Source organism: Polaromonas sp. P3_C2 (genome assembly GCF_056402675.1).
In genome coordinates this window covers 1-5,083 of record NZ_JBFUGX010000300.1, presented here as the reverse complement: position 1 = coordinate 5,083, position 5,083 = coordinate 1, and the positions used below count along the sequence as shown (strand labels likewise).

Here is a 5,083-nt window from a genome sequence, read left to right as displayed (position 1 = left end):
CGCGCACGCATTGAGCTCAACTACTCAGAGGCCATCAAGAGCCTGGTGGCCGCCGGTTACGGCGCTGCGGTGCTGCCGAGGGAACAGTCGCTGGAAGAATCCAACGTGCGGCATGACGTGCAGCTGGTGCCGCTCAAGCCCGCACTGACTCGCCACACGGCCATGGTCCACAGGCCGCTCGATACGCTCGACGGCGCCACCCGCAACCTGCTCAAGACACTGGCGAGTTTTCGGCAGGCCTGAGCAGGGGCGTGGCCGCGACAACGGGACGCTGCTGACGGCACTCAATTTCGCCTTTTTTTCAGAGTTCACAAAAAAAGTTGCGCCAGGATGTCGATTGGGGACTATCCCGAACGTCGTGAGGTAGGTGACCGGTCAATCGCATGTCCGGCATCAACAAAACACTCAACCAGGCATCTCAGCAAAAGGAGAAACCACCATGACCCTTCCGACGACCCCTACCATGACGGCCTTTGAGCGTTCGCCCGACCGCGGCCGTGGGCTGGCGCGTGACATGCGCGTTCGCTGGGCGCTTGAAGAAGTGGGGCAGCCTCACGAGGTTCGTCTTGTTTCGTTTGCGGCGATGAAGGAGCCCGCGCATCGCGCGCTTCATCCTTTCGGGCAGATTCCGACCTATGAAGAAGGTGATCTCGCGCTGTTCGAGTCAGGGGCCATCGTGTTCCATATTGCTGAGCGCCATAAAGGCCTGCTGCCAGACGATGCAAATGCCCGCGCTCGCGCCGTCGCATGGATGTTTGCCGCGCTCAACACGGTAGAGCCGCCCATCATTGACCGCTCAATGGCGGTGCTCTTCGAGCGTGACAAGCCCTGGTATGCGGACCGCCTGCCCGCCCTTGAGGACAGCGTCCATGCGCGGCTGGGCGACCTTTCCAGCCGGCTGGGCAATTCCGACTGGCTTGACGGTGCATTCAGCGCAGGAGACCTGCTGATGGTGACGGTGCTGCGCAGGGCGGCCGTATCGGGGCTGCTGGAGAAATACCCGAACCTTTCGGCCTATGTGGCCCGTGGTGAAGCGCGGCCAGCGTACCAGCGTGCTTTTGATGCGCAATTGGCGGTTTTCACTGGCGGGTCATCGGCCGCCTGAGGAGGGTCAGCCTTTGGGGCCGGTTGTTTTACGGGCTGATGAGAAAAAGCGCTTCCGTTTGGGTCATTGCCGACACTGCAGCAAGCTCATTTTATCTTGGAAAAGTATTCCCAGAATCTTCCGGTGTGGATCCAGTAGAGCGTTGGGCTTAAAAAATGCAGGTGTTGCGCTGTTTCTTCACCGATGCGGCCAAACACAACAACCATGCTTGTTTCTGACTTCCAAATAACCCGATACGGTGTGACGGACTTGGCGTCCTCGAACATCGAGGTGAAGCGTGTTGGAGTGAATAGCAACTCTGTCTTGCCGAGTGTCCGAAGCATAATCGCCTGAAACTCTATAGAGCCTGGGGGATGCTTACCCCATCCGTCAACGGTCAACCCTTTGTCAGAGCGCCAACGGCCCAGCAACCAATCGGCGGGGCCGGAGGAAGGCGTTTTGGATGGCATCGATTGAGGTGACGAATTTCGACTTCTGGCCAAAAGCGGCCATCCGCTTTATAGCATCAGGCTCTACTTTCACACCCCGCAATGCGACGCGAGAGTTCGGAGCTGCGGGCCAGGAAGAAGCGATGCAGCTCGCGGGCATAGCCGCTGCCCACCGCTTGCTGGACAGAGGGACGCGCAGCGAGAGCGGCGCGCCAGGCCTGCACTTTTGGCAAATGTTCAAAGAATCCTGTTTCGCCCACGTCGTCCAGCACATCGAAATAACGAAACACCGGACCAAACACCGCGTCCACCATGCTGAAGGATGCTCCGGCGAAATAAGGGCCTCGATCCGGCAACACCGCCTCAAGCTGGGYAAGCCGGCGCCCAATATCTTCACGGTGCCGCGCCAGCGACGCCGCATCGGCCGCGTTGTAGAACGCGCCTATCGCATTGAGCAAGGCAGATCCGAACTCCATCCAGGCACGATGCTGTGCGCGCTTGAGGGCATCCGCGGGATGCAGGCGTGGCAACAGGGTGTCGTCCAGGTATTCGCAGATCACGGCCGATTCAAAAATCGCATCGTCATCTACCCGTAGCACCGGCGTCTTGCCCAGCGGCGAGATCGCCTTGAACCAGTCGGGCTTGTTGGCGAGGTCGACGTTGATTCGCTCGAAGGCGACGCCTTTTTCCGCGAGCACGATGGCTGCGCGCTGCACGTAGGGGCACAGGGTGTGGCTGATGAGGGTGAGCTTCATGGTGATGTCTTTCAGCGCAGATCAGCGCAGCACCAGCAGGCGGCTGCGGCGCGCGGCCCAGGCGCCGTCACCCAGCAGCCATTGGGCGAGCGAGGCGACCAGCAGAAAGAGCGGGTATTCCCAGCCGCCCTTGGGGCTGGTAAACACCCAGCCGTTGGGCCAGTGCACCCAGACGACCACCAGCAGCACCGGCGCCAGCAGCAGCGATGCCTGGCGGCCATAAAAGCCCAGCAGAAGCGCCGCGCCGCCGGCCAGCTCCACTGCCACGACAACGTAGGCCATGAAGCCGGGCAGGCCGACCGATTCAAAAAACAGCGCCGTGCCGGGCAGGGTGAAGACGAAGATTTTGAGCAGCGCGTGGGTGACCCACATGGTGCCAAGGGCCAGGCGCAGCAGGGTGGCGCCGTGGCTGGCGCTGGAGGTTTCGGAGGTTTCGATGGTCATGGTGTAAAGCCCGGCGAAGGGCGTAGCGTTGAAGGAGCCGCCACTTTACGATTGCAAAAATACAATGTAAATTGGCAATCATGAAACCATCTATTGCAAAAACGCAATACGCGCTGACGGCCTCTGACCTGGAAATTTTGCTGGCCATGGTGCGCGGCATGACGCTGGCCGAGGCCGCGCGGCGGCTGGGCGCGGATGCGTCCACGGTGTTCCGCTCGGTGCAGCGCATCGAAAAAAATCTGGGCCAGCGGCTGTTCGAAAGGTCGCGCCTGGGCTACCTGCCCACAGAGCCCATGCTGGGCCTGGTGCCGCATGCGGAGCGCGTGGAGGCCGAGCTTGAAGCGGTGCGCGCCAGCATGCAGCGGCCGCATGAAGGCGTTTCAGGCCTGGTGCGCCTGACCACGACTGACGCGGTATTGCGCGGGCTGGTGCTGCCTTCGCTCAAGCCGCTGCTGGCGCAGCATCCGCTGCTGCAGCTGGACATGCGCACCGGCAATGAACTCGTGAGCCTGAGCCGGCGCGACGCGGACCTGGCGCTGCGTGCAACACGCAAGCCACCCGACCACCTGGTGGGCCGCAAGCTTGGCACCGTGCGCTTTGTGCTGTGCGGGTCCAAAGCGCAAGCGAAGATGGCGTCGTCCAAAAAAATCCCCTTGCTTGATGCGCTGGCGAAACTGGACTGGATAGCGCCTGATGAATCGCTTCCGGAACACCCCTCGGTGCTGTGGCGGCGCAAGCAGTTGCCCAAGGTCACGCCGCGGCATTATGCGGACGGCATTGTGGCGGTGATGGATGCGATCAAGGCGGGGTTGGGGGTGGGCATTGTGCCGCGCTTCATGCTGGCGGGAGAGCCCGGGCTGGTGCCGCTGGCGGACACCCTGGCCGACTGCGAGTCAGACCTGTGGCTGCTGGCGCACGCGGAGTCGCGCCACCTGCGGAGAATTTCCGTGGTGTATGACCACTTTGCAAACAGCATCAGGCTGGCCTGATGCGGCGGGCCCCGGCGTCAAAACGCTGAAGTCCGGAAGACGACTTCCCCGCTGGGAACGTGYACGACGCGCACTTCCTGTCGCGTGGGGTCGGCCACACTTTTCACGGCCACCGCCACGGCCAGCGAATAGTCGGCGAAAAGATGGTTCGAGCTCGACGGCAGCAGGCTGCCTTCGGCCGGATCGACATTTTCAATGCGGTAGTCGTGCGGCGGTGCTTTAGCAGGTCTCATGATGCAAGCCCTCTCTGGTGAATGCCTCCATGGTAGGAGTTCATCCCGGCGCTGTGATGACAATCGCGCGTCAAAAACGTGACCATGAGTAAGCAAACGAAAACGCCTTTCGGCGTGGTCGCCTGCATTGGAGAAAGCTAAAGATGGGAAGGCGGCAGGTGTTGCACCATGCAGCGCGCAGGCCTTGAATTCATTGGCCAACCCGCAGAGCGCCTCGTATCAAGATGTACAGCACGATAAACACGATGAGACGAGGCTCGCAGGGGAAGCGGCCATTGCCTGGCAGGCAGCAATTCTCAGTGCAGGTCGCGCCTGGGATCGCGGTCGGAGAGCTCCAGGTTTTTCATCTCGACGGCCACCGACTTCAGCATGTCGAGCGCGGTCTCCGGCGTTTGCACAATGCCCAGCCAGCCGAACAGGTGGTGGCGCAGGAACAGCAGGATCTTGCCGGTCAACGGGTCGCAGGCAACCCAGTGCCGCGGGCTGTAGCTGGGCTCCAGCGCACTCAACGGTGGGCAGTCCAGCGGGTAGGGTGGGTCCATGTCGGCGCGCAAGCCGGCAAGGCTGGCGACGAGTTCTTCGAGTTCTTCGGCCTGCAACCTCAGGGGCTGGTTGAGTGCCAGGGTCACGCTGCCGTCGTCATTGCGGGTGAGCTGCAAGCCGTGGGACGGCCGGGAGGAGGCATGCCGTGAGAACTTGCCCGTCGGGTTCGCGTTGGCGCCGGTCAGGGGGCTGGTGTTGGTGGTCATCGCGTTCTCCGCAGGCATTTGAAAGAGAAAAAAGGGCGTGGGAGACAAGGGCTGGCAAAACACCTGCGCACTTGACGGCCACCGCATGAGTCACAGTGTGATGCCGGGAGCGGCCGGATGGCGTCGGAAACCGGCCTCCACGCCTGTAGGACGGTGCACGGGGGGGCTGCCCCTTGCCCGTGCGCATCCTTTCGCGGCAAATGCCGCAAAGGGGCAAGGCTTACCAGTCTTCTTTCACCGCCAGCACGGCGTCCCGGCCTGCGGCCGCGCGGCCCGCCAGCCAGGCCGTCACGGTGCCGGCCACCACCACCGCGGCGCACAGCAGGGCCAGGCGCAGCCAGGGCACCATCAGGTCCATGGTCCAGTGAAAGCTTTGCGGG

The 5,083-nt window shown here is 62.3% G+C and carries 8 protein-coding genes; 3 read left to right on the top strand and 5 right to left on the bottom strand.

Annotated elements, in window-relative coordinates; genetic code table 11:
• Window positions 1-243, top strand: a 243-nt coding sequence (locus AC1DWI_RS13475; RefSeq protein ID WP_477725004.1) for a LysR substrate-binding domain-containing protein, incomplete at its 5' end; no start/stop codon positions are given.
• A gap of 196 nt (window positions 244-439) precedes the next feature.
• A complete protein-coding gene (locus AC1DWI_RS13470) occupies window positions 440-1,105 on the top strand; it encodes a glutathione S-transferase family protein (protein WP_477671164.1) in 666 nt (221 codons plus the stop codon).
• Window positions 1,106-1,191: 86 nt separating this feature from the next.
• Here the strand turns inward: AC1DWI_RS13470 and AC1DWI_RS13465 are convergent, their stop codons facing one another.
• The 3 genes from AC1DWI_RS13465 to AC1DWI_RS13455 are packed head-to-tail and all read right to left on the bottom strand — an operon-like array spanning window position 1,192 to window position 2,732.
• Window positions 1,192-1,554 (bottom strand): hypothetical protein, encoded by a 363-nt coding sequence (locus AC1DWI_RS13465; RefSeq protein ID WP_477671163.1) that lies wholly within the window; start codon window positions 1,552-1,554, stop codon window positions 1,192-1,194.
• Window positions 1,555-1,610: 56 nt separating this feature from the next.
• Window positions 1,611-2,288 carry a glutathione S-transferase family protein gene (locus AC1DWI_RS13460; protein WP_477725003.1) on the bottom strand — a complete coding sequence of 226 codons (678 nt, stop codon included), beginning with the start codon at window positions 2,286-2,288 and terminating at the stop codon, window positions 1,611-1,613.
• A gap of 21 nt (window positions 2,289-2,309) precedes the next feature.
• Window positions 2,310-2,732, bottom strand: coding sequence for a DoxX family protein (locus AC1DWI_RS13455; RefSeq protein WP_477671161.1), 423 nt, complete (start codon window positions 2,730-2,732; stop codon window positions 2,310-2,312).
• An 80-nt stretch (window positions 2,733-2,812) separates the two neighbouring features.
• Here AC1DWI_RS13455 and AC1DWI_RS13450 point away from each other — a divergent pair, with 80 nt between their 5' ends.
• The gene (locus tag AC1DWI_RS13450; protein WP_477671160.1) at window positions 2,813-3,721 is read left to right on the top strand and encodes a LysR family transcriptional regulator; all 909 of its coding nucleotides are present in this window, start codon (window positions 2,813-2,815) and stop codon (window positions 3,719-3,721) included.
• Window positions 3,722-3,738: 17 nt separating this feature from the next.
• On the opposite strand, the gene AC1DWI_RS13445 is transcribed toward AC1DWI_RS13450, so the two are convergent.
• Both AC1DWI_RS13445 and AC1DWI_RS13440 read right to left on the bottom strand, forming a co-directional pair.
• Window positions 3,739-3,954 carry a hypothetical protein gene (locus AC1DWI_RS13445; RefSeq protein WP_477671159.1) on the bottom strand — a complete coding sequence of 72 codons (216 nt, stop codon included), beginning with the start codon at window positions 3,952-3,954 and terminating at the stop codon, window positions 3,739-3,741.
• A gap of 296 nt (window positions 3,955-4,250) precedes the next feature.
• Window positions 4,251-4,703 carry a hypothetical protein gene (locus AC1DWI_RS13440; protein WP_477671158.1) on the bottom strand — a complete coding sequence of 151 codons (453 nt, stop codon included), beginning with the start codon at window positions 4,701-4,703 and terminating at the stop codon, window positions 4,251-4,253.
• Window positions 4,704-5,083: the final 380 nt, after the last annotated feature.

Coding starts and splice junctions, on each gene's coding strand:
- AC1DWI_RS13455 (WP_477671161.1), bottom strand. CDS start 2,732: ATGACCATCGAAACCTCCGAAACCTCCAGCGCCAGCCACGGCGCCACC.
- AC1DWI_RS13470 (WP_477671164.1), top strand. CDS start 440: ATGACCCTTCCGACGACCCCTACCATGACGGCCTTTGAGCGTTCGCCC.
- AC1DWI_RS13450 (WP_477671160.1), top strand. CDS start 2,813: ATGAAACCATCTATTGCAAAAACGCAATACGCGCTGACGGCCTCTGAC.
- AC1DWI_RS13440 (WP_477671158.1), bottom strand. CDS start 4,703: ATGACCACCAACACCAGCCCCCTGACCGGCGCCAACGCGAACCCGACG.
- AC1DWI_RS13465 (WP_477671163.1), bottom strand. CDS start 1,554: ATGCCATCCAAAACGCCTTCCTCCGGCCCCGCCGATTGGTTGCTGGGC.